Here is a 25808-nt window from a genome sequence, read left to right on the forward strand (position 1 = left end):
CTGCCCGGCTGAATCCACCGTATAGGTCTGCCAACTGCCCGAAGCGTTGGTGGCGTATTTAAGGTCGCTGGAGGTGCTGTTGTAATACGAAATATGCACCTTGTCCGCCAAATCCACCGCTATGGCCGAGTAAAATCCGTTGTCTCCATCGCTGTCTATGGTGTAATTCTGCCAATTCCCGCCTGCATTATTAGCATACTTAAGATTGGTGTTGGTCCTATCATAATATGAAATGTGAACAATATTATTATGATCAATGACTATGGAAGAGAATTCGCCAACTTCACCTATGGTATCAATAGGTTTAGTATACCAGCTGCCGGAGGCGTTAGTGGCGTATTTCAAGTCGCTATTGGTATAATCGTAATAGCTGATATGCGTCTTGCCGTTACCGTCCACACCGATTGAGGTGAATCCACCCACATTGCCCGTAGTGTCAATGGTATTAATCGTCCATATCGTGCCGGTATTGGCTTCATTGGAGTATCCGCTTTCTCCCGACTGGTTAAAAGCTGATACTCGATAATAGTAGATATTGGCCTCTGAAATGGCCGTATCCGAATAGGCCGTCGTATTAGCGGGTAAACTTGCCCATGCCTGATAGGTCCCGGATGCTCCGACCTTACGCTGGATATTGAATCCATCCTCATTAGCGGAGTTGTCCGTCCAGGACAAGATTATACGCGTCTGCGATGACACCACAGCCGTAAGGCCTGATGGCGTTTCCGGCGCCACGCTGCTGCTGCCGGTTATTACCTTTGCAGCCTCATCCTGGCAGAAGCCGCCGTAACTAAGCATGGCTATGCCGATTAATAGCATCACGCTCAGTTTTATGTAGATACGATCGTGTTTCATCATCGTTTCCTGATTATAATTATTAATAATTAGCGTCTATCGCATAACCAACTGTTGGTGCCTGAGTTGGTATTGGAACCAAGCCATTGAAAACCGTTCCATTTACAGTATGATAATCTATACGTATCCTGCCGGCCCCTCCGCCCCCAGCCCCACCAGGCGAGTTTCCAGTTCCACCCCTTCCCCCATAAGTTGCTTGCCCTGCTTCACCAGCACCGCTATGACCACCGCCACCGCCACCCGAGCCTGAAGTAGATCCAGATCCACCAGCATTATAAGTTCCTCCGTTGCCGCCCCTAGTTATTTGTCCATCCTCACCATGTCTAGCACTACCACCACTATCCACAGCAGCACCACCACCACCTGTTGCGGAAAGAGAATTAACAGCCATATTTTGAATAGTATATGCTTTAATTATAACTGATCCACCTGACCCACCTCCACCACCATCCCACCACCCACTACCAGGAATACCTCTACCACCCTCACCATTAGCTTGAATACAACCTGTTAAATTACTAAAATTAATAGTATAAGCTCCAATCCAAACTATACCACCACCATAACCACCTCTTTGATTAGAATCTCCTTGACTACCACCATGATTCTGGGCACCCCATCCGCCAGAAGACCCTAAATATGAACGAGTACCCATATCGTTAGTACCTAATAATGCTGCCCGACTTTTCCAAAGAGAGCTAGCACTACTAGTCGAGCTTCCTCCAACACCATATCCACCGTAATGTCCATGCGTTCCACCACCACCTCCTCCGGGCGTACCTAAACCAAAATTATATCCTGTTCCAGGGGTTGCATTGGTAGCAGTATCACTTCCGGGCGCAAGCCACGTTGTTTGGTAGCCTAGCTTTGAATAGTTTATACTGCCACTGCCGCTAAACGTTACCGTTCCAGTGGCTTTAAAACAAACAATACCATATTGATACCAGTCCCAACCATTGCCAATTACCACACCATTAATCGTGACATTGGTGTAATTCGGCACCCGGGTTACCTGAACCCGGTCGTTCGCTGAGTTTACAGCCCAAGGTATACCATCCTGAACCACAATAGTAGAAGATGTTTTGCTCGATACCTTGGTGAAATAATACATCCCAGCGTAATTATCCCTAGTCGTAGAATTGGTGCTATGTCCAAAATGAATAAGCACTTCATCTGTGGCATTGAATCCAGCAGTAGCTACCACAGGTATGGTTGTGGTCCCGCCGCTGACCGAGCTGTTAATATAAGATGTGTATCCTTCAGGCTGCCCGCCGTTATTACCGTAATTGGTGGTATGCCAGTTACCGGCTCCAAGAGTAATAGTGCCGTCCTTACCATTGCCTATGAACGTAAAATTAAGCGTCCTTGTTAAAAGTGTGTTTGAATAAGAACTGTTTCCTAATCCATTATACGCTCTGATGCGGTAATAGTACTGAGTGTCTCTGCTTAACCCAGTTTCGTCATTATGAGAGGTTGTATTGGCTACCAAGATAGCGGTAAGTTCGGTCCAATCAGTACCATTCAGTGAGCGCTCTAACTTAAATCCGGTTTCGTTATTAGAATTATCAACCCATTGTAGCACTATATTATATGGTCCAACAGTGTTTGTTATTAATCCCGACGGTGCGATAGCCGGTATAGTGCTTGTTACAATCTGGCAATATGGATGATTCAGCAGGAAATTATATGAGTAAACACGATAATAATAGGTATTTCCGCCGAACACGCCTGTATCAGTGTAAACCGTTGTATTAGCCGGTAAATCAGTAATCTGAGCCCAAGCACTACCGTCAGGCGAACGCTCAACCTTAAATCCATTCTCACTGGGTGAATTATCCTGCCAGGTTAGTACGATTTCGGCAACTGTATTTACTTTTGCCACTAAATTAGTAGTAACGTTATCACCACTATCAAAATATTTTACTATTACGATGCCAGAACCACCGTTACCACCCCTGTTATTAGCATTATAGTGCGAACCACCCCCTCCGCCACCACCGGTATTGGCGCCCGCATTACCCCCAGGTGTATTGGTGGTAGTATTGGGACTACCTCCACCACCAGGAGAACCGTTATTCAGTCCAGCGCCGCCAGTAGTGGTCCCGACAGCCCCACCGCCGCCGCCCCCGATACCACCATTACCACCATTCGAAAGGGAGTATGAAGCCCCGCCGCCACCGCCACCCCAGTAATAAGCAGTCCCTAAAATAGAATTTAATACTCCGGGGCCGCCATCTGGTTGAGCAGGTGAATCCGTACCTTGACCTCCCGCGCCACCGCCACCTCCAGAATAGTAGGTCGCTGTAGAATTCCCTCCCCTATAACCCTGCCCTGCAGTGCCAGTTCCTCCATAAAACGTTGCAGCGGTATCGTTGTATCCGCTTGAGCCGCCTCCCGAACCGCCATTGCCTCCGGCAATACCCGGCGTATATCCTTGATACGAACTTCCTCCGAATCCACCACCTATGGCAGTCAGCGTTCCAAAAATTGAGTTTCCGCCATTCTGAGCCGGGATGGTATATTGATGAGCGCTGGGCTGTCCGTTAGTACCAGCTGCCGGGGCCCCGGTTCCTCCGGCCCCAACAGTTATATTCATTACTCCCGCGGTAATCGTATAGGATGGGTTATATATCACCCCTCCGCCGCCACCGCCACCGCCCATATCCATCCCCCCACCGCCACCGCCGGCCACCACCAAAACTTCCACATTCCCGCCACTAGTTACATTCAGCGTTCCGCTTGAGATAAAAGTATGGATTTTTGTATTAGGCTCCATAATTGTCCCGCCTGTGGCAACAATACCGCTTGAAGCCAGATAACGAATAATAACTATGCCTGAGCCACCATCTCCACCTTTAGCGTTGGAATAAGGCGATCCCATGTTATTGCCAGCACCTCCCCCGCCACCACCAGTATTAGGAGTACCATTTGTACCAACAGAACTTGCAGATCCATTACCCCCTCCACCATTTCCGCCAACACCAAAAACTCCGGAATTTCCACTAGCTCCAAGTCCACCACCACCTCCTCCGGCGTAATAAATTGGAGAACCAGTAATATTACATAAAAAGCCAATGCCTCCATTGCCTCCCGCATTATTATTGGGAGCTGTTTGGCCGACCGCCCCGGCACCACCGCCGCCGCCACCCGGATAATTGATTGGTGTTGCCCCATTACCTCCGCTATTACCTTGGCCAGTTGTTCCTGAAGCACCAGCATTCAACGAATAAATACCGCCACCTCCGGATCCTCCCGAATTGGCTGAATAGTAGGCGCTGCCGTTCCAGCCACCTCCATAACCGCCGCCGATTGCAGTCAGAGAGCTAAATACGCTGTTCCCGCCGTTTGTCGGGTTTCCAGTAGTGCCTATTCCTCCAGCACCAACAGTTACAGAATATGACTGAACTGTAACAGGGAACGATGGATTATAAACTACACCGCCGCCGCCGCCTCCTCCTCCTCCAATATTATTACCACTTCCATTGCCGCCTCCGGCGCCACCCCCACCAACCACCAGAGCTTCAACATTACCGTTACCTGATATAACTATAAAGGTCCCGCTTGAAGTAAAGGTATGGGTTTTATAATTACCCGAATTTGTGACGGTTCCGCCAGTTGCCTTTACAACAGAAGTTGTATCGCAAATAACATTGGAATAATTACTATAGCCGATCCCATTATACGCCCGAACCTTATAAGCATATGTGGTTGCCATTACTACCGAATTGTCGGTATAAGAAATAACATTGCGGTTAAGCGTCGCAGCAAGATTATAGTTCGTGCCATCCGTGGTTCGCCAGACTTCAAAGCTGTTCTCATTACTAACATCATTCCACTGAATAGTAATAAAAGATGACGAAACCGTTGTGGTTATAAGGTTAGCCGGCGCAGCAGGCAGCGAAGTCCGGGTTGGTTCAGTATTAGAATACGGATGGTTCACAAGCGGGGTATAAGACCTGACCCGGTAATAATAGTTTGTGGTGGCTGATACGCTTGTGTCGGTATAAACTGTGGTATTAGCCAATACGGTATTAATTTGAACCCAATCGATACCATCCAGGGAACGCTCAATTTTGAATCCGGTTTCCCAGGGCGAGTTATCCTGCCAGGTTAGTTTTACAGAAGTTTCAGAACTAACCTGAGCAATCAAATTCGTGGTTATATTAAAATCATAATGGGTCAGATATTTTACTATCACAATGCCGGAACCGCCAGCGCCGCCATTACCGGTATAAGCATTCCAGTTATTTTGGCCGGAACCGCCGCCACCGCCACCCGTGTTTGCGCCACCGGCGCCGCCATGACCACCAGGACCAGGATCGCCATGATAACCAGCTTGACCGCTATTTATAGCAGAACCTCCACCCAACCCATAGTTCGCATCAGTGTATGTAGTATTCGCAAAGCCACCGCCACCACCACCGCCGATGCCACCATTACCGGCCACTTGTTCCCATCCGCCACCGCCACCGCCGCCACCCCAATAGTAGGTGTCCCCCAAAATTGCAATAGGAATACCCGCGCCACCGGCGCCACCGTAAGACTCTCCGACTGATGCTTGTCCGGGAGCCCCGGCACCACCGCCGCCGCAAGCTTCATTTCCAGCGCTGGGATTATTAGGGCCAAGATTTCCGTAGCCAGTTCCAGAATGCGATGCAGGATTGCCCTGGGTTGCAGCGCCGCCGTTAGTGGCGCTATGGCCGGCACCACCGCCACTGCCGCCGGCTATGCCATTTATACCACTATATGACCCTCCGCCTCCACCGCCTTTTGCTATTTCATTAAAAGCTGTGCTATCACTTCCATTCGCACCGGCAACGCCGGTACCTCCGGTATTAGTGGGTGCTCCGGCCCCGACAACTATAGGATAACTTCCCGGGGAAATAGTTATGCTGGGCATATGCAAAACACCACCGCCACCGCCGCCACCCCCATGCCTACCACCACCGGCTCCGCCACCGCCGACCATAAGCACTTGAGCATTAACACCAGCTGTAATTGCAAACGTCCCGCTCGAAGTAAAAGTATTAATGGCGTAATCACCCAAATAAGTAACTGTCCCACCCGTCGCTTCAACGACTAAAATAGTTTCGATTATTAAATTAGAGTAATCACTCCTGCCGATACCATTATAGGCGCTGATACGGTAAGCATATGAAGCAGCCATCAAAAGCCCGCTATCGGTGTATGAAGTAGTATTGCGGGCAAGAGTGGCAAGCAGGGTGTAGTTGACCCCGTCTACAGAACGCCAAACCTCAAATCCAGCCTCGTTATTAGAGTTATCCGCCCAATTCATTGTTATGGCAGACGAACGGACCGTTGTGGTTATCAGGTTTGATGGTGCGACAGGAATCACTGTCGAAGCAGTAGCTACGGTAGCCGCACCATCTCCACCGGTAAACCTGTAAGCTTTGATTCTATAATAGTATGCCGTACCCGAATTCAATCCGGCATCGGAATACGAAGTCGTATTGGCATTCACATTCGCCAAGACAGAGTAATTGACTCCGTCCAGCGAACGCTCTATCTTGAAACCGTCTTCATTAACCATAAAATCTTGCCAGGACAGGTCAATTCTTGATGTTGAAACAACATTGGCAATAAAATTCACGGGGATAGACAGATTGAACTCCTGAGAACCGGTTGTTGATGACGGCTCGCTTGAAACATACTTACGGACACGCAGATTATCTATTTCGAATGAGTTATGATGATGAATAATTGCCACCCTTAGATTAGCCTCTAAGGAATACGTGGAATCATACCAGGTTATCCAGCTGTTCCCGCCATTAACCGACATTTGATATTTACAACCGCCTCCGGTCTTGACCGGCATTCTTATCTTGTAATATTGATTTGAAACCCAATTCTTGCCAACATCGCCCCTGTTAGTTCCTTCTTCAAAAATATCATCAGTCCCCGAAGCATTAGAATAAAATCCGTATATTAAGTTAGGATAATCAGTCGCAGTGCCCGTATTTTTCCAACCAAACATCGTGCTATAATCGCTGAATGTTCCTTTGTAATCGAACTCCAGCATTAATGAATCAGTTCGGCCAAAGGTTTGCATGCTGTAGATAGAAGGATTACCCCAAGTGGAAGAACCGCCGGAAAATATCAGTTTATCATTTTGCGAAACCCATCCGCCGCTGTCATTTTTGACCCATTTAGTATCCGTATTAAGAGTATTGCCGCTAAAATCATCGCTCCAAACGAAGGTGTTATTTAAAGAACTCTCAGTCTCGGCCAGGTTATTCCCGTAATACATCCTTATTCCGGTGTTGCCTGAAGGTAATGAGGGGATTTTTACCCAAAATCTTGTATCTAACTCCTGCCAGTACGGCAAGGAATCAAGCCCGGATGCATCGGTAAACCGAACATCGGCGTAGTCCAGCCTAATCTTGGGGGAACCAGCGTTGTAGCGGGACTGAATTTCGGACAGGAATAGAGCCCGGTTGTAAATACGGACCTCGTCCAAGTTGCCATTAAAAAAGTTACTCGGAACATTTGATGCCCCGAACCTTAATTGTTGCGTGGCCGATGGGGTGTAACTTAAAACCCCGGAGCCTTTCTCCACGCCATTCACATATAATTTTGCCGTCGCTCCATCATAAGTAGCGACAAAATGTACCCAAGTATCCAATGCCGGCGCAAAACTTCCGGTATTTATACCCTGGTAAGAAGTTCCATTATACAACCATAAGGCATAAGTCCCCGGATACAACTCAAGAAAATAACAGTTGGGCCTAAACATAATATAAGAAGACGGCGCCGGCGTTGCCGCCATATTAAACCAGCTTTCGAGAGTGAATTGAGACGGCGCCAGGGTTGACGACGAACCAGCAATCAAATAACTGCTGGCCCCGTTAAATTGAAGAGCATTTCCGGATATGCCAGCAACCCTGTCTATGCCGCTAACTAACGTTCCAATATTATTATAGCCGGACATGTCTGCTGTAGAATTACCTGACTCCTCACTAAAATGCCAACTCCCGACCAATCCGGTGTTATTAATAAAATTAGAATCAGTAAATGGGTTGATGGCTACGGCGTAATTAGTTAGAGTGCTTGTTGAATTAGTCAGGGTTATGGGCCTATAATACGCCCAGGTGTTATTGCCGGAATTTGTAAGTGTCTTGGTAATACTCCAGGGTGAAGACCAGGCAGAAATTCCATTGACATTTATGCCACAGATCCTCCAGTAATAGGTATTAAACCTGACCAAGTTGCTGGCCGTATAAGAAGTGCCGGCCATATTGGTTTGGTCGCTGAATATAGTCGAAAAACCGGGATCCTTGCTCAACTGCACTCGGAACAAAGAATTATCGTTAGCCGGTGTCCAGGTAAGCAAAACACTACCGTCTGAAATAAGCGTTCCGCTCACAGGGGAATTCAATAAAGGAACTCCGATAACCCTGAAACTACCGACAGTTGACCAGTCGCTCAATTCTCCGGTATTACCCGCTGCCTGAAGCTGCCAGTAATAAATACCACCCCAGTTGAGAATTCCATCCGGCGGCGCATACATAGTTTCCGTTATCCCGGGCCGGTCTATCAAAAGATTGGTAAAAAGCATACTGTCAGAAACCTTCAGATGATAGCTGGAAGCGTTGCTTGAGACCTGCCAGGTAAATGTTACCGGCAATGCTATGCCGGTAATCCCGGTAACCGGAGTCAACAATACCGGCTGAGCGGGAGTTGCCGGGATAGTCGTAAAAGACCAGGTGTCTGACCACGAGCCGATACCTTCACTGCCTACACCCCTTAGTCGCCAATAATAAACAGTATTGGTGTTAAGACCACTTATTGCTTTGGTGGTTCCGACCAGGTTGTCCGTATTCAATACTAAATTATTAAATTGTGAATCCGTGGACACCTGCATTGAATATGTCAATGAAAATTCCGAGGCATTCCATTTCATAACCGGATCAGTAGATATTCGAGTTGCCTCATCAACAGGCGATACTAATGTCGTTTGCGCCGGTAATGGTGGCTGAGTCGTAAAGTGCCGTACTTCTGACCATCCACTCGAACCATCATTATTATCTGCCCTAACCTTCCAATAATAAACTGTCGAAGTATTCAATCCTCCAACCAGACAAGATGTTCCGGTTGATGTATATATTGAGTAGGTGCTAAAATCCTGGTTGGCGGAAAAATAAATCGTGTATGATGAAGCTCCGTTTACAATTCCCCAGGTTATGTTCATTGTGGTAGGCATACAGGTGGCGTTATTGGTCGGCGAAATCAATCCGGGGGAAGTTAGCGTGGTGCTAAATTGCGATATCGATGACCAGTCACTGCTATTATTCACCCCAACGGCTTTAACCCGCCAGTAATAACTATTGTAATAATTCAATCCTGATGCCTGATACGATATACTGGTTATGGAACCTTGATTAACTATCGTGCTTAAAAAATCTATTGCGTTTGAGACTTGCAAGGTGTAGCTTGCCGCGCCCGCTACAGACGTCCAACTAAAAGTCGGATTAACCTGAATCATTGAAGAACTATGAGTCGGGGTAACCGGATTTGGTTTAGCAAGCAAGGTCGTAAATTTATACGGAGCCGACCAGCCTGTCGTCTCTCCCGTCCGTCCGGCTTGAACCCTCCAATAATAAGAGGTATTATATGCCAGCTGGCTGGTTTGATATATGGTACTGACAAGTCCGACCAGGTCAACAATCAAAGCCGAAAAATTACTATCGCCTGCCACTTGAACATTGTATGCGGTCGCGTAGCTTGAGCTTGACCACGACAAAGTCGGCATCAATGAAACCGTTTCGGCATTGTTTGTCGGTAACAATAAGCTTGGCGTCGTAATCATCGTCGAAAATAACCGACTGGTTGACCAAGCGCTGGTGCCGCCCGGATTGACCGCTGCCACCCGCCAGTAGTATGTCGACGCCCCCTGAAGAGTGGATATCAGTGTACTGGTCGTTGAAATACCGCTCTGATTTATGACAAGACTGCTAAATCCGAAATCCGAAGCCACTTGTAAATTATAAGTTACAGCTGCTGTCACGGCATTCCACGTAAACAATGCGCCGGCCGGAGGTATGGCCACCGCGTTATCAACCGGCGAAACAAGAGCCGGTACGGATGGTGCAGCCATAATCGTCGTAAAACCGTATGGCGTTGACCATTCTCCGGATTGGTTATTTCTTGCCGCCCGTACGCGCCAATAATAAAGAGTTTCTAGGTTTAAATTTAACGGCGCATATGATGCCGAAGTCGAAGTGAATACGGTTGGTGACGAGAATAACGAATCATTAGCCAACTGGATATCGTATGAATCAGCCCCATTAATCAAATTCCAGTTAAGTGACGGATTGACAGATACCAACGTGGCATTATTTCCGGGGTTGGAAAGAGTCGGCACGCTCAATATCGTAGTAAAGCTATAGACTGTTGACCAACTGCTTTCGCTATCCAGGTTTATCGATTTGACCCACCAGTAATAAGTAGTAAACCGGTTAAGTGTTTGGGTATATGCATATGACGTACGCGTAAGATTACTCTGATCCAAAACAGTTATGGATAAAACCGGTGTTATGCCCACCTGAAGTTTGTAGAATAAGGTATCAGTCGTGGCCACCCACGTAAACACAGGGTTAATCGCGATGGCTTCTGCCCCATCGCCCGGCGAAACCAGTACCGGTGTACCCGGACTGTTGTACTTGGTTCTGGTACTTACCTCATTCGAATATATCGTCTGACTGGGCCCATCAAATCCTTTTACTCTATAATAATAGAAAGTTGCCGGATTCAGGCCGATATCCGAAAACGAAGTCGTATCTGTAATTACTGTGGCTATTTCAATGAATGAGCTTTCATCCGCACGTCGCCTTTCGATACTGAACCCGTTTTCATTATTGGAATTATCTTTCCAAACCAAGTCTATCTGAGTCGGGGAAATCCCTGTTGCCGTCAGTTCAGACGGCGGATACATCACCTGCCATAGCACATTGGAATTTGATGCATATTTCAAGTCCCGGTTCCTGCCGTCAAAATAAGCAATATGAACTCCGGTCGGACCGATAACTATGGAGTTGTTCTCGCCGTTATCATCAACAGTTACGATCTGATAGGCACCGCCATTTTCCCTGAGGTATTTAAGTTTCAGATTAGTCACGTCCTGATAGCAAACATTGATAGTATTATTTCCATCAAGAGTAATCGAAGGATATTTCCCGACATCCCCAGCCATGTCCAGGCTCGACGTCACCCAAACCCCGGACTTGTTCGTGGCATACTTCAAGTCCCCATTTGAACGGTCATAATAAACAATATGAATCTTATTCAGAGCATCATGCGCAATATCGGTAAAGTAACCCACATCGCCGGCACTGTCTATTGTTGACATCACCCACGAACCGGAATAGTTGCTGGCATACTTCAGGTCGCCGTTGGTTTGATCATAATAGCTTATGTGCACTTTATTGTTTCGGTCCAGAGTAATCGAAGTATACAGACCGGTATATCCGGCCGAATCAACGGTGGTAATAGCCCATGAGCCGGTTGCATTGGTTGCGTATTTTACCGCGCTGGCCACGCTATCAAAATAACTTATATGCGCCTTGCCGTTGGAATCAACCGCGATAGAAGTATAAAAACCCGCTGAGCTGCCGTAATCGACCGTACTGGTTTGCCATAACCCTGAAATATTAGTTGCATATTTCAGATAAGAGCTTGCCTGGTCAAAATAACTGATATGAACCTTGCCGGAATTATCAATGGCTAATGACGGGAAATCACCCGTATTACTATTAAGACCGTCTATTATTTCAGTTGCCCATGTCCCGGAAATATTAGTCGCATACTTTAAATCTGACTTAGTAGCATCATAATAAGCGATATGCAGCTTATTATTGTTATCCATCCCCATTGACGGATAATTACCGGTGTTATCCTGGCTGTCAATAGTGACGATGGTCCAGGGCGCGACCAAGGCTACTTCGTTTGACGGGTCGCTTTGCCCGACCGCGTTAAATGCCGTTACCCGGTAAAAATAATTGGTTAATTCAGCAACATTTGTGTCAGCATAGGTCGTGACATTTGACGTAACTGTAGCCAGAACCTGAAAAGTAGCTGTCTGCGAAGTTTTTCGCTCTATTATGAATCCACCTTCATTAGGCGAGTTATCAGACCATGCCAAATCAATCTCCGAATCAGATATAACCGTTGCCACAAGGTTTGAAGGATTCTGCGGGATGATACTGCTGCCTGTAATTACTTTATTCGCCTCATCCTGGCAAAAACCGCCATAGCTGAGTATGCCAGCGGCAAACAGCAAAATAAGGACTATTTTGAGGTATCCGTTCCTATTGTCAGGCATATATTTACCTTAGTTTTCACCTCAATTTTGTCAAGTTAAATACACTATAAATTAAGAGCAAATAGCGTGCCAAAGATAAGATAAATAGGTTTGCCTGATTAATCGATAATACCCCTATAAACCCTGTAATTATTGAGTTTTAATGGTATTAGCACGAAGTAATGCATTGTTACCTAACCACTAAAATCTGAGCTTGTTTTTAGCGTTACCTTGTCGTAATTTACACCTGTGATTGTTACATTTTTGTAACAATAAAAATACTTATTTTATGCTGTTTTGGAGGCTATTTTATTCCAGAAATGATGTTATTCCTTAATCAGGGTCATATCCGCCCAATTCGGTCCTTTGGAGATATCCACCTTAAGCGGCACATCCAGCTCGATGACATTCTCCATATCCTGCCGTACTACCTTGACAAAGTCCATTAACTCGTCTGACGCAACCTCAAACACCAGTTCATCATGCACCTGAATGGTCATTTGAGCGTTGAATTTACCTTCTCTAAGTCGGTTATAAACCTTTATCATAGCCAGTTTCATAATATCAGCCGCCGTGCCTTGCAAAGGAGCATTAATGGCCGCCCTTTCGGCAAATCCGCGCACTGTTGCATTAGCGCTGTTAATCTCCAGCAAAGGCCTCTTTCGCCCCATTAAAGTCGTTACGTATCCGTCTTTCCTGGCCTGAGCCAAAGCCGCTTCAAAATAATCCTTTACCTTGGGATATTTTTGGAAATAATGGTCGATATAAGACTGGGCCAACGAATGGCTCATACCCAACTGCATGGCCAACCCGTGCGCCGACATCCCGTAAATAATACCGAAATTAATCGTCTTGGCCAACCTCCGCATGTCCTCGCTGACCATATCCTCGGTTTGGTTGAATATCTCACAAGCCGTCCGGGAGTGAATATCCTGGTTATGCTCAAAGGCATCAATCAGCACCTTATCCTTTGAGAAATGGGCCAACAGTCTTAATTCAATCTGCGAGTAGTCAGCACTGACCAATACACACCCTTTTTCGGGGATGAACGCCTGCCTGATTTTGCGCCCCTCTTCTGTCCTGACCGGTATATTCTGCAGGTTCGGATCGGATGATGACAACCGCCCGGTGGCGGTCACGGTCTGGTTAAACGATGTATGCAGTCTCTTGGTTTTAGCATTGACTAATTCCGGCAATGCATCTATATAAGTATTCTTCAGCTTGGCTAGGGTTCGGTATTGCAATAACTTCTCCGGCAGATCGTGCTCGTTGGCCAGCTTAGCCAAAGCGTCGCTGTCCGTGGAAAAACCGGTCTTAATCTTCTTGCCTTTGGAAAGACCGAGCTTCTCGTAAAGAATAACCTGGAGTTGCTTGGGTGAGTCTAGATTAAACTCCTCGCCAGCCAATTCATACGCCTTTAGTTTTATCTTGTCCAAGCGCTTCTCGAATTCCTCGGACAACTCTTTCAGGAAAACAGTGTCTATCTTGACGCCGTTCCGCTCTAGGTCGGCCAGAACATATATCAGCGGCAGCTCCATTTCCGAGTAGAGCTTGTCCAGCTTTTCCTCTTTCAGCAAGGGCATCAGTTTCTGGTGGGACAGGAATGTCACGTCAGCGTCCTCGGCCGAATAGACCTTGGCCTTCTCGACCTCGACCTTATCGAAGGTGATCTCCTTCTGCCCGGTGCCGACCACATCCTTGTATGTAATCATCTGATGCCCCAGGTGTTCGCGTGAAATCTCTTCCAGGTTATGATTGTGCTTATTAGGATTGAGCAGGTACGAAGCCACCATCGTGTCAGAAATTGGTTCCGCGATATTCACGCCCTCCTGCCGGAACACCAGCATATCATACTTGATATTCTGCCCGATTTTGAGATGTTTGTTGTCTTCCAGTATCGGCTTTAGCGCGGCAATAACCTCTTTCACCGGCAGCTGATTCTCTTTGGTTTCGTGCCGCAAAGGAATATAATAAGCCTCGTGCTCCTTGAGCGATATGGAAATCCCGACCAGCTCAGCCAGCAAAGTGTCTAAAGACGTGGTTTCTACGTCAACGGCAAACTCACGTGATTTCTTTACCCGATCTATCAGCCGGGCGAAGTCCTTGTCATTGTTTATCAGGTGGTAATCGTCGTAGGAAAGCGACTTGACCGGCGTCAAGTCCTTGAGGAACTTGGAAAACTCCAGTTCGGTGAATAATTCCCTGAGCTTATCCAAATCATAAGGCTTGAACTTCAGCTCCTCAATCCCGACTTTTATCGGCACATCAATCTTAATCGTGGCCAGTTCCTTACTTAGCCGGGCCTGGTCGGCAAACCTGGTCAGGTTATCCCTGAGCTTTTCCTTCTTGACCTTGTCCGGAGATTTTAATATTTCCTCCAACGAACCGAATTCCTTTATCAGGTCGACCGCCGTCTTCTCGCCGATGCCGGGCACGCCCGGGATATTATCTGAAGTGTCGCCCATCAGCCCGAAGACATCCGGCACGCCGGCCGGACCTACGCCGAACCGCTCCTTGACCTCGGCCACGCCGGTCTTCTTGTCCTTCATGGTATCCCAGAGCATCACCTTATCCGAAACCAGCTGCATCAGGTCCTTATCACCGGTGACTATTATCGTTTCCAGTTTGTGTTCATTGGCAAACTTGACCAATGTCCCGATGACGTCATCCGCTTCATACCCCTGTTTTTCCAGCATCGGGATGTTGAACGCCTCGGTCAGTTTCTTTATGTATGGTATCTGCGGCTTGAGCTCATCCGGCATATCCGGGCGGTTGGCCTTGTATTCCTTGTACATATCCTCCCGGAAGGTCGGCCCTTTGGCGTCAAAGGCAATAGCCAGGTAATCCGGCTTGACGTCGCGCACTATTTTAAGCAGCATGGTTACGAACCCGTAGATGGCGTTGGTCGGCATGCCCTTGGAATTGGAAAGGCTCCGGATGGCGTAGAACGCCCGGTAGATATAAGAGCTCCCATCAATCAGGTAGAATTTCATTTGGCCGACATCTTGCCATAACCATACTCTTTGTCAACCAAAAAGCATAGCGGATTATTTAGCTTGACAAAACAGCCGCCGTTTGCAAACATCTATCCGGAGTTAATGGAATGAAACTGTTTCGCGCCATAACCGTTACCGGATGCCTGATATTATCCGGTCTGGCCCACCCGGCCGATAAAGACCCATCGCCTGATTCATTCACCAAGAAACGCATGGAGATGTTGGCCAGTAAGGACTCGAAAGCGCGTTCACAGGCAACCTCGAACCTCGGCTCCGTCGGCCACCGCGAAGCCATCCCCAAAATCATCGAGCTCCTCAACGATTGGGACCGCGATGTGCGCGAATCGGCCATCGATGCTTTGGGCAACCTGGGTGCCAAGGAAGCCGCGCCTCAGCTCATCAATCTGCTGGCCGACAAAACCGCGACCACCTCGTTCTCGGCCAGCTCGGCCCTGGCTCAGGTTAACGCCCGCGATAAAATACCGGAACTGCTCAAACTGACCAAGCACGAGGACATCAACGTCCGCTGCCTGGCCATCTCGACCCTGGGTTTTATGTGCGCCAAGGAAGCTATTCCGGATATCACCCGCTTCTCTAAAAATTCGCATACCTTCGTCCGCCAGTCGGCCATATACGCCCTGGCCAACATCGGCGCCAAGGAAACCGTGCCGGAACTTATCAAGGCGCTTAAGGACACCGAACCGGTCATCAGCCACGCCGCCGCCTACGCCCTGTCCAAACTTAACGCCAAGGAAGCCATTCCTGAAATAATCAAGCGCATCAGCGAAGAGGACGACGAGGTCCGCTTTACCCCGGCCCGGGCCCTGGGCCGGCTCGGCGCCAAGGAGGCTATCCCGGAATTATTGAAACTGCTCCAGTTCGGCACGCGCAACGCCCGCCAGGGCGCGGCCGCTTCTCTGGGCGACCTGGGCGCCAAGGAAGCCATACCCGTGCTCATGGACCTCCTCAACTACCAGGACCGCTTTCTGGTGGCCGAGGCCGCCCGCTCATTGGGCAAACTCAACGCCAAGGAAGCCATCGGCAAGCTGATTGAACTGCTCAAGGACAAAAGCCTGGACGTCAACTCCGAGGCCGCCTGGGCCCTGGGTAAAATCGGAGCGCTCGAGGCCGCGCCCAAGCTCAGGGATTTCCTCAAGGGCGGCTGGTGCTTTTCCGATTCGGTCCGGATTACTTTCAGCCGCGTCTATTTCAAATCATTCCAGTCGTCCGTAGTCAAAGCACTGGCCCTGCTGGGTGATACGGAAGCCATCCCTGCCATTTTAGTTATTGCCAACGACCACCAGCATCAGTCATCCTTCGAGCGCGGCTGGGCGGCTATCGCGCTGATTGAGCTGGGCGCCCGGGACAAGCTCGACAAATCCTGCGTTGCCGATATCAGGTTCGCCTGCGATAACAGCCCGGACGAGGAAAAGGACCGGGCCAAGTCCGCCCTGAAAAAGGCCGAGGTCAAATAATTGTTGACAAATATTTATCCACGGTTATAGTGCCCTTATGAGTTTGAGCTATAAAAAACTGGCTGTCAAGTTCGCTCAGAAAATCCTCGGACGCCCTATCGGCTCTTTCTACGCACCCAAAACAGAATACTATAACTTCGACGCGCTCTGGCAGGACAACCGCATAAAATCCCGGACCGTCGCCCAGCTTGCCAAATACCTGTCCCGGAACGTCCGCGGACTGAATGGCATCAATAAAATAGTCGCCACCGATACGGTCACGGTTAATTTCTCATTCGGCACGGTGCCGGTTATCAGCTCGGTGGCCGAACGGCTCGGCAAAGACCTGCTCATCTGGAGCGAAAGCGATAACGCCGACGTCGACCCGCACCGGGTCTTCGGCAAACTCAATAAAAATGACCGGGTCCTCATCGTCCACGACCTGTTGCGCGGAGCCATTACCATAAAAGATGTGGTCAACACCATCGCCGCCCGCCGGTGCAAAATCAAAGGCATCGTCATCCTGATTAACACCACCGATGCAACCGAGCTGTCACAGATAGGCAGTTTTAATGTCGGTTACCCGGTGCCGATATATTCGTTCGTTTCTTAATGATATTCACCCCGCCAAAAAGGAGGCTTTATGAAGCTGCTCCGGATTAGTCTGACTCTCATTCTCATAACCGCCATACTGGCCCTGCCCCGGTTGTTCGTGATTGCCGCAGACGCCGCCTCCCCGGAGGCCGCGTATAACAGCTATCTCAAGGCCATTCAGTCTAACGACCTCGAGTCCGTCAAGAAGCTCATCCGCAGTTCCAGGCTGACCGAGTGGGAAAAGGACGCGGACAAAAAGCTGGCCGCGCTCCGGCAGTCCCGCCCGGCCGAAGTGGAACATATCGGCCAATCCACCAGCGGCCGGAAAGCCGTCCTGCTGGTCAAGAACGGCAATATCTCCGGCACCATAACCATGTACTGCGAAAAAAATGAATGGAAGGTCGATTTTGAATCATGGGAAGGCCAGGCTGCCCCGCCCTCGCCGGTCCGGCCGTCTCCGTCCAGCCCGGAAATACAGCCGGCCAGCAGGAACAAGCCGCCGGACAAGGACAAACCGGCCCAGCCTGTCAAGCAGTCGGCCGAAAAACCGGTCCAGGATTACTCCAAGCACGCCGCCGTGCTGGCCTACGAGAACTACCGCAAGGCGATTATGGACGGCAATGTCACCGAACTAAAAAAATACGTTCAGCCAGATAAGTGGAAAGAACTCGAGGACAGTCCCAAGGAGAAGCTGGCCATGATAAAAGGCTTTATGCCCGCCAGCGTCACCATCACAGATGTCGAGGATGAAGACAGCACCACCGCCATCATCTACGCCAAAGGCACTACCTTTGTCGGCGCGTCATTCGCTACCATTACCATGAAGCTTGAAGGCGGACAGTGGCAGGTGGTAGAAGAAAGCTGGAAGGCCGGCGACGTCAAAGAACCTAAAAGGCGCGACCCGGCGCTCCAGGGCGTACCCGGTAAAATAGCCTTTATCGATAACCGCACCGGCGAGTATGAAATCCACGTCATCAACGCCGACGGCACCAAGCCCAAGGCGGTCAGCAAGACCGGCGGGTTTAAGGAATCATTCGCCTGGTCGCCGGACGGACGCCAGATCGCTTTTGATGGCAGCAAGATGGGTTCGGACGAGAAAATACACGTGGTCAACGCCGACGGTTCCAACCAGGTAATGGTCACCGACAAAGAAGGCCGTAACAGCGACCCGATCTGGTCGGCCGACGGTTCCAAGATTGCCTTCAAAAATACGCCTACCAAGCGCGACACCAGCCCGGACGGTTCTGTCACCGTCAACTTCGGCAAAACCGAGATATGCGTGGTCAACGCCAACGGCACGGGACTGAGACAGATTACCGAAAACGCCGAGGCATCCAATTCGGAACTGAGCTGGTCGCCGGACGGCACGGAAATAGCCTATTCGGCCCTAAAGGAGAATAAATGGAATATCTTCACGGTCGAGGTGGCCACCGGCCAGACCCGCAAGCTAACCTCGGGCAACTGGGACGCCTTACCGGCCTGGTCGCCGGACGGTAAGACCCTCGCCTTTATCGGCCAGTCGGATTTCGGCGAACCGCTGTCGCTCTGCCTTGTCAACCGCGACGGTTCCGGCCAAAAGACCGTTTACCAGGACAAGGTTCAGCGCAAGCAGATTTGCTGGGCGCCCTACGGCGACCGGATGTTGTTCATCGTGTCCAAGGACGGCCATTTCAGCGACGATGTCTGCGCCATCAACCCGGACGGCACCGACCTGGTCCGGATCACCAAGACCAAGGAGCAGGAGGATTTCCCGTCCTGGTCGCCGGACGGACAGTGGGTCTGCTTCAAACGCGATCAGGAATTCTACATCGCCCGGTCCGACGGCTCCGGGCAGGAATACAAGATTTCCGACGAAAGCGGCGGCCATAAACCCTGCTGGTCGCCCCGGTAAGTAAAAATATTATTGACATTATCCGTAATTTTACTAGACTACACCCATGAGTGAGATATACGGAAAACTGGCCCTGAAGTTCGCACGGAAGGTGACCGGGATTGAAAAGGAAATCGCCGGTTTCTACGACCCCAAAACCGAGTATTACAACTTCGATGCCCTCTGGCAGGACCTCATCATCAAGTCTAAAGTCATCGCCAAGGTGAAAGAATTCATTGCCACCGAGGTGGACGGCCTCTTTACCATCTCCAAGATACTGGCCACCGACACCGTCACCATCAATTACTCGTTCGGCTCCATCCCGATAATCAGCCAGGTGTGCGACCTGCTCAAGAAAGATATGATAATCTGGTCCGAGAATCCGGACACGTCAAAGGTCGGGCCCAAGATGTTCGGCAAGCTGACCGACAAGGACGAGGTCCTGATAGTCCACGACTTGCTCCGCGAGGCTATCACTATCACCGACATCGTCAATACCCTGTCTTCCACCTCGAAGTGCAAGATAAAAGGGATTGTGGTTCTGCTGAATACCACCGACAGGACCGAACTCAGCCAACTCGGCAACTTCAGCATCAAGTATCCGGTGCCGATTTATTCGTTTGTATCTAACCGGGACCTTGAGTATATATCCTGCGCCCGGTGTGAGTAAGCGCCCCACCGCTCAATCCACCATAGCAATAAGGACTTTTAAGAGACTTTTACAAGACTTGATAAAATATATAACAAATATTTACTGTCTTTTAAGAGTCTCGTTCAGTCCCTGTAAATAACATCAGTGTTTACTCGTGGTTAAAACGGAATTAATTAAATCAGTTTAATCAGCTCAATCTGCTTACTTATGTGCCCTCCGGTTAATTAACATTCGGAAAATGGGTTATCTGCCCCTCTCTTTTCATCAGCGAAGATGCCCGGTCACTGCCTATCCGGCTGGAGATTTCCTTATCATACCGGTTAATCAGTTGCAGAAATTCTATATTCATCGCCTTAACCGCATTGGTATATTCCGGACTTTCCCGGTAATTCTTCAATAATCCGGGGTTATTCTCATTCCCTCCTTCGGACGGCGCTGTTGATGGCGCTGCTGAAGTCTTATTCCTGCTCAGATACGCATCCATAACGTTTTTGCCATAGCGCCCTTCCAGTGAATTGCGCAGGACAATATAATCCCGCACATACTGCTCTGACAGAGGCTTAAGAACATCCTTATCCGCTTCTGCAGGAGAAGATAACGAGTCATACCATTTCTCCAGGATTTCATCACTGACCTTGCCTGCATCCTTAACGTCCTCAATATGCGAATAAACATAAGTATCCGTTTCCGGTATTATGCCAAACGGCTCTCTTAAGGTTTCCTTGTCAAGAAGTTTCTGCTGCTCCTCGGTAAACACGCTCTTGATTTCCTTGCTGACGGATTCTATGGCTTCTGAGTTCTGAATGCGGGCGATCAGCCCCTCGGTGGCCGTGGCCTGCTCCGAACCGGACAATGCGGATAACTTTTCCAGAGCCTTCTCATACTGGCTGATTTGTATCCCGCTTAAGGGTTTTTTCAGCTCCTCAAACGCCCCGATTACTATATTAGCCAGTATTTGTCTTCCTTCCAGCTTGGATAAAAAATTATCCTGCTGCCCACGGCGATCAGGAAAAGACATCCCCAAATCAGCCATAATCTTCAGTAATTCGGCAAATTGCCTCAAGGTTTCAGGGCTGGGCGAGCCATTCTCCATCGCCTCGGGGTCTACCAGAGCCAGTATCTTGCCTAATTGCCGTGCCTGGGCCAGGCGCGAGTCTGCCGGCTGTACTCCACCGGATGAAGCTTGCGATACCTGGACAGCCCCGGTTCCTGATGTCGCCGGCGCAGAACCTCCCGTATCGCCTGCTTTATGCCGCGCCGATTCCAATTCGAAAACTTGTAATTGCGCCACCTTCTGCTCCAACGAAGCCGCCTTGATCAAAAGTTGCTTATTTTCTACTGTAATGGACTCATACTTGCGTGTACTATCCTTAAGCTCGGCCCTGGTTGATTCAATGGTTTTCTTCATTGAGAAAATTATGATTATCAGAACAATAAGCGCCAGATTTGCGACTATCAAAAATATCTTCTTGGCCATAAATAACTCCTTTTATTACTTATGATAAATGCTATTAAAACATTGACTATCAAATTCTGTCATTGGCCTGAGGCTCGGCCATGGCTTCCAAAAAGGAATCCTTGTATCTAACGTCTGGAATCACCAACTTCATATAAACCTATCCGTTACTTCTTCCGGGCAATAACTATCATTCTGAACGTATCCATTGTGAGCGGAGCACTCTGCCAGTTGCCGTATAACTTATCCAGTTTCAACCCAACCTTAGCCAGTAATTCCTTTATTTCCGGCACGGTATAGAGCCGGACAAAAAACGGCGCATCCTTGCGCTTGCCGTCTCTGATAATAATCCGTTTGTTGTAAAGCCGGCCGGTAATGCTATCAAAGGAAACCCGGCCAATCATCAAATCATCACCCTTCTGCTCCACGTTACAGGACCGGAAATTCTTCAACAAACAATCACGGTTAATCGTATCAAAAACGAACCTCCCGCCCGGCTTAAGGGCGCGGGCGATGTTACGGAGCACCTTAAAATTAGTTTCATCGTCAAAATAACCGAATGCCGTAAAGAGTACCAACACCCGGTCAAACTCGTTGCGGAAGGCAATCTTGCGCATATCACCGCGGAGATAATTCACCTCTACGCCTTTGCGCCGGGCCTCTTTCCGGGCCAGGGCCAGGAATCCCGGCGTGATATCTACCCCGGTAACCTCATGCCCCTGCTCAGCCAGCAGATTGGAATGCCTACCATGGCCGCAAGCCAGGTCCAGTATCCGCATCGGGCGTGTTAGAGCCAGTTCTTTGGTCAGGAATTCCACCTCGCCCCGACTTTTCTCCTCGGTCAAGCCTCCGTAGAAATAAAGGTAATCCTTGGGGTCGAACACCGCCTTAAAATCAAATTCGGGTTGGCCATCATTATGCTTTTTCATAATTAACATTCCTTACGGCAAACAATCAACTGCTTTTGGGACTCGGAAGTAAGCGGCTTACCATCTTTTATTACTTATGATAAATGCTATAAAAGTATTGAATACCAAACGCGTATGGATATGTCAAGCCAAACCTGGCCACGGATTATTTATCCTGAGTATTTTCGAAGTACACAGATTAAATCCATAAAATACGCGACTATCACCGGCGAACCTTAATTTCTATCCGGACGCGAATTTTGCTTGGCATTCACTCCATATCTGGTATTAATAATAACGTAATTAGGAGACTACAATATGAAAGAATTATCATACCGGATTTTGTTAAGGCCCGAACCCGAGGGCGGTTACACGGTAATTGTGCCTACCCTGCCGGGATGCGTCACTTACGGTAAAACAATGGCTGAAGCTAAGAAAATGGCCAAAGACGCCATAGCCGCTTATCTGCACAGTATGAAAAAGCACCACGAGCCGATATTAGACGATTCAGAGGTCCTGGAAGGAACACTGAACATTCAATATGTCTAAACTCCCTTAGCTGACGCCTCATAAAGTCATTAGAATCCTGGTTCAGCATGGTTTTGTTTTAGACCACACTTCCGGAAGTCATATGGTTTATCTTCAACCCGAAAGCCGCAAAAGAGTTGTTGTGCCTTTCCACAGAAAAGATATTCCGGTCGGCACGCTGATGTCTATCTTAAAACAGGCCGGCATTAGCCGAGACGAACTGAGATAACCCCGCATTCTACATCCCGCCCTATTCCGTGCCTTCGTGGTAAGATTAAAATCAATATTCCCAGCGGTTTTGCAAACTATTACGAGGTCAGCTTAGGCAGCCATTTGCCGGTCCGTTTCTTGTAGTCTTGGTATGCGGCGCCGAACTTGTCGGCCATTACCTGCTCCTCATAACCGGCGATATAATTGTAGAACAGAAAAATCACTATCCATAACCCCAAAGACAGGATGGATAACGAGAAAGCAACCAACCTCAGGAAAAACAGCAAACTAGCCAGGTATAACGGATGCCGGACGTATTTGAATATGCCGGTGCTGATTACGGTTACCGGCCTGACCTTATCCCTGACTACAATATGCCCTTTCAGGAATAAGACTATGGCCGTCATTGCTAAAATGAGGGCGATGATGATTCGGATATAAACCGGGACACTACCGGAAAGGAAGATTGATAGCTTCAGAACAAACGAATCCACCGACCAGAGCGCCATAAATACAAGACCTAATAGTATTTGCCCGGCATCCCCCAGCGGATGTTCTCCGTTATTCTCTTTCATAGCTTTCGTCTTTAACCACTGAAGACACTGAAAAGCACTGATATAATTCAAAGAACTCTGGGCGCACAGCCGGTTATACTATTCTGGGTTTGTCCCGCCCACGGCGCGAGTTTAGATATTATTTAGGCGGTATATATAAAGCCCGAACACCATTAAATGCGTGCCACACCAGGTTATTACCTATCGCGGAATCATCCAGTTGTTTCTTAACTTTCTTAAGCAACTGTAGTGTTTTCTTGCATTCCTTGCATGGTTTATCCGGGTAGTGTTCTCTTTTAACCAGGAATTCGGCTGCCGACATCGCATCATCAAATGTTAATTTAGAAGCACTTTTAGTTTTTCTAGTTTTCTTTCGTTTCATAACATCTTTCTTCATCCGTGTTAATCCGTGGCTTATTTCTGGGTGACCTTGATATGAAGCAAGAACACGCCGGCGTCGTTGACCATATAGTCCACGTGAGAATCGCCGCCGGTGGCAAACGGCACCAGGTTTAAGGCCGGATTGGCCATGGCGTTCATAAGCATATTGATTTCGTCGTTATGGCGAAGGACGACGTCGGCCTGGAAATCGCCCCGGATGATGGCCGCGCCGGAGTAAATCAGCTTGGGTTCCAATGCGGCCCGGAATGCCGAGCGCAGTCCCGGCTTAGGCACCACTACCGCCGAGCCCTTGATAATCTCGAAGGCGTCGCCGGCCCTGAGGCTGTTATCGCCGTCCAGCCACTTGGGCGCCATGGCCGCCGGTCCCAGGCCTCTGGCCTTGGTGCCGGTGAATGACAGAAGTTTCTTGGCCACGCCAGCGCCGTAGTTGGCCGCCGCCCGGGCTACCCGCTCTTTGTAACGCTTGGCCGGCACGCCGTCCACCGTTTCGTAGACGTAGTCCAGCTTGTTGTTGTATTTGTCGTAACCGTCCGAGCAATTCTTGTAATGCTTGGCCGTTATCTCGCTTTTGTTAAGCCCGGTCCGGCTGATAAAATTAGGGTCGACATAGGAACGGTACTTCTGGCTGGATATCTCGGAGATGAGATTCTCGTAATCGCCGCGGTTTTTTATCTTGGCCTTGCGCCGGTTGTTCATCACCTCGGCGCTGGCGCTGGTATCGTCCAGCCACCGCTTAGCTATCTCCGGCGGGACCTCTGAGAGCGGTTTGATTGAGAATACTACTTCGGTAAGCACTTTCATATAAGTTACTCCTCTTAGTCGCTGTTAGCCATTCCCGACCCCGAATGCCTTCGGGGACGGGAGGGCGTTATAGCGACTTAGATCCCGATGAATCCCGCTATGGCGGGATAGCGTAGCATCCTAGCATCGGGATGGCACCTTAGACTGTAAGTTCATACAGCGTTATGACACCTCTTGCCCGGGTTTCTGAACCCAATATAGGCGAAAAATAAGAATATGTCAAATAATTTATTAAAAGAGTTTGGGTAGTATATGCCAATGAGGGATGGGTTATATGCAAGAGTAGTAGTGAGTATAGCACATACTACTATCTATTATTCATATATCCGTATCCTGTATATTATACAGCGTCCGGACTTATATTACTCAGTCATTGCCCTAATGATATACAACCTGTGGTGGTATGCCATACATCAAACCACTACATAACGTTGAGGGGAGGGGGGGATGGCATACCCCCCTCAGGCATACGTCATATAGGATATCAGTGCACGTCTTACATAGGTTACCCTGACATCTTATACCCAGGCGCTATATGGTATCTAGTCGTGCTGTTAATGTTATATATCTTACCAGTGTATGGATAATAGATATATTATAGGCCTATGAAAGGTATGTCTTAGACATCATACCTGTATTGCTTACTGAATTGACCAAGAGCCGAATGGAAATTATTTCCTCCCCTGCCCTGCCAGAATACGGATAGACTGGTGAAACCAGGGGCAATGAAATATAGTACCGGAGATAACCACGGGTGATTAAGAGATAGGCTTGGCCAATCCGGAGGATATACCCACCGGGACACGGGATATACCATCATCAGATACGGGATACTACTCCCCTATTTATAGTGAGGAACGAATCTATTATATTGGATACCGTCCCGTAGCGTAGTCCATCGATTTTTATACACCTGGGACCGCAGTATAACGCGGCCTCAGTCCGTTTACCAGGGACGAAGCACGAAGGAAGGTGATCAAAATCCGGATGAGGGTTGGAAAAATGGAGTTTTATCACAAAGGTGTAAATAATGTTATTTCTACCCCGATTATTACAGTTCAGATACCTAACTATTTTGGTTTAACTGTACGTCTTCAGCGCAAGTGATAGTTTTAAGGGGTTAAAACTAAGTTGCATTTCCGACTCCTGAAAATCTTCTACTATTTACTTTCTTTCTACGATTTAACGTTTCGTTTTTAACACCTTGCCTT

The 25808-nt window shown here is 48.6% G+C and carries 14 protein-coding genes; 6 read left to right on the forward strand and 8 right to left on the reverse strand.

The features are described from left to right. The 3 genes from WC980_10515 to polA all read right to left on the reverse strand — a co-directional run. Positions 1–858: fibronectin type III domain-containing protein (locus WC980_10515; GenBank protein ID MFA5795482.1), on the reverse strand; the 858-nt coding region annotated here is incomplete at its 3' end. Positions 859–877: 19 nt separating this feature from the next. Further along, positions 878–12193 carry a DUF2341 domain-containing protein gene (locus WC980_10520; GenBank protein ID MFA5795483.1) on the reverse strand — a complete coding sequence of 3772 codons (11316 nt, stop codon included), beginning with the start codon at positions 12191–12193 and terminating at the stop codon, positions 878–880. Between the two features lie 305 nt (positions 12194–12498). After that, positions 12499–15165: a DNA polymerase I gene (polA, locus tag WC980_10525; GenBank protein ID MFA5795484.1), complete on the reverse strand. Its 2667-nt coding sequence runs from the start codon at positions 15163–15165 to the stop codon at positions 12499–12501. Positions 15166–15275: 110 nt separating this feature from the next. On the opposite strand from polA, the gene WC980_10530 reads away from it, so the two are divergent. The 4 genes from WC980_10530 to WC980_10545 are packed head-to-tail and all read left to right on the forward strand — an operon-like array spanning position 15276 to position 19756. Beyond that, on the forward strand, positions 15276–16643 hold the full coding sequence (locus WC980_10530; protein MFA5795485.1) for a HEAT repeat domain-containing protein: 1368 nt from the start codon (positions 15276–15278) through the stop codon (positions 16641–16643). A gap of 37 nt (positions 16644–16680) precedes the next feature. Then, positions 16681–17235, forward strand: coding sequence for a hypothetical protein (locus WC980_10535; protein ID MFA5795486.1), 555 nt, complete (start codon positions 16681–16683; stop codon positions 17233–17235). Between the two features lie 30 nt (positions 17236–17265). Next, positions 17266–19107, forward strand: coding sequence for a hypothetical protein (locus WC980_10540; protein ID MFA5795487.1), 1842 nt, complete (start codon positions 17266–17268; stop codon positions 19105–19107). 46 nt (positions 19108–19153) lie between these two features. Continuing rightward, positions 19154–19756 (forward strand): hypothetical protein, encoded by a 603-nt coding sequence (locus WC980_10545; GenBank protein MFA5795488.1) that lies wholly within the window; start codon positions 19154–19156, stop codon positions 19754–19756. A gap of 202 nt (positions 19757–19958) precedes the next feature. Here WC980_10545 and WC980_10550 read toward each other — a convergent pair whose 3' ends face one another. Together WC980_10550 and WC980_10555 are read right to left on the reverse strand one after the other, a co-directional pair. After that, a complete protein-coding gene (locus tag WC980_10550) occupies positions 19959–21215 on the reverse strand; it encodes a hypothetical protein (protein ID MFA5795489.1) in 1257 nt (418 codons plus the stop codon). 146 nt (positions 21216–21361) lie between these two features. Then, positions 21362–22123: a methyltransferase domain-containing protein gene (locus WC980_10555; GenBank protein ID MFA5795490.1), complete on the reverse strand. Its 762-nt coding sequence runs from the start codon at positions 22121–22123 to the stop codon at positions 21362–21364. Positions 22124–22420: 297 nt separating this feature from the next. On the opposite strand from WC980_10555, the gene WC980_10560 reads away from it, so the two are divergent. Further along, positions 22421–22651: a type II toxin-antitoxin system HicB family antitoxin gene (locus WC980_10560; protein MFA5795491.1), complete on the forward strand. Its 231-nt coding sequence runs from the start codon at positions 22421–22423 to the stop codon at positions 22649–22651. 34 nt (positions 22652–22685) lie between these two features. Beyond that, entirely contained in the window at positions 22686–22859 is a 174-nt protein-coding gene (locus tag WC980_10565) for a type II toxin-antitoxin system HicA family toxin (protein MFA5795492.1), read from the forward strand. Positions 22860–22938: 79 nt separating this feature from the next. Here WC980_10565 and WC980_10570 read toward each other — a convergent pair whose 3' ends face one another. The 3 genes from WC980_10570 to WC980_10580 all read right to left on the reverse strand — a co-directional run bounded on the left by WC980_10570 (position 22939) and on the right by WC980_10580 (position 24597). After that, on the reverse strand, positions 22939–23415 hold the full coding sequence (locus WC980_10570; protein ID MFA5795493.1) for an isoprenylcysteine carboxylmethyltransferase family protein: 477 nt from the start codon (positions 23413–23415) through the stop codon (positions 22939–22941). A 118-nt stretch (positions 23416–23533) separates the two neighbouring features. Next, complete coding sequence (locus WC980_10575; GenBank protein MFA5795494.1) at positions 23534–23776, reverse strand: hypothetical protein; 243 nt, start codon at positions 23774–23776, stop codon at positions 23534–23536. Between the two features lie 32 nt (positions 23777–23808). Continuing rightward, positions 23809–24597: a hypothetical protein gene (locus tag WC980_10580; GenBank protein ID MFA5795495.1), complete on the reverse strand. Its 789-nt coding sequence runs from the start codon at positions 24595–24597 to the stop codon at positions 23809–23811. Between the last annotated feature and the right edge of the window lie 1211 nt (positions 24598–25808).

Source organism: Candidatus Brocadiia bacterium (genome assembly GCA_041658285.1).
Classification (GTDB): Bacteria; Planctomycetota; MHYJ01; order JACQXL01; family JACQXL01; genus JBBAAP01.